This window comes from Kitasatospora nipponensis (assembly GCF_039528135.1).
Lineage (GTDB): Bacteria > Actinomycetota > Actinomycetes > Streptomycetales > Streptomycetaceae > Kitasatospora > Kitasatospora nipponensis.
Genome location: NZ_BAAALF010000947.1, coordinates 1 through 581, shown reverse-complemented (window position 1 = coordinate 581; position 581 = coordinate 1). Strand labels below are relative to the sequence as shown.

Here is a 581-nt window from a genome sequence, read left to right as displayed (position 1 = left end):
GACCCGGGTGCCCCTCGGCGAGGCCAACCTGATCGTCACCTCCAGCCAGGGCGGCGGCTCCAAGGACACCTGGGTGCTGGCTCCCAGCGCCCCGTCGAACCCACCGGTCGGTGAACACTCCACCGCCGTCAGCGAAGTGATCCCGCGTCAGTTCGGCCCCGGCACCGGGAGCACGCCCGGCGGCCCGGCCCAGGAGGAGGGACACCAGCAGTGATCACCACCGACACCATGCTCTCCCCGATCGCCGAATCCCTGTTCTGGGTCGGCCGTTACGTGGAGCGCCCCGACGACCCCGCCCGCATCCTGGACGCCTATCTGCACCGGCTGCTCGAGGACCCGTGGAGCGACGAGGACGCCGCCTGCCGCTCGCTGCACGCCATCCTCGGCGTGGCCGTCCCGACCGAGCAGCACTGCGACATGGACTCGGTCCTGTCCCGGCTCGCCTTCGACGCGGTCAGCCCCGGCTCCATCGAGGGCGCGCTCCGGGCGGCCCGGCAGAACGCGCTGACCGCACGCGACGTGGTCTCCACCGAGATGTGGGAGACCCTCAACTCCACCTGGCACCAGCTCGCCGAGCAGCG

Annotated in this window: 1 protein-coding gene and 1 pseudogene; both read left to right on the top strand. The window is 71.9% G+C overall.

Features of this window, described 5'->3' with window-relative positions:
- Positions 1-214, top strand: a pseudogene (locus tag ABD323_RS44230) (circularly permuted type 2 ATP-grasp protein); the annotation flags it as partial.
- A partial coding sequence (locus tag ABD323_RS44225; protein ID WP_344447640.1) for an alpha-E domain-containing protein occupies positions 211-581 on the top strand: 371 nt, incomplete at its 3' end. The pseudogene ABD323_RS44230 and the gene ABD323_RS44225, both read left to right, overlap by 4 nt.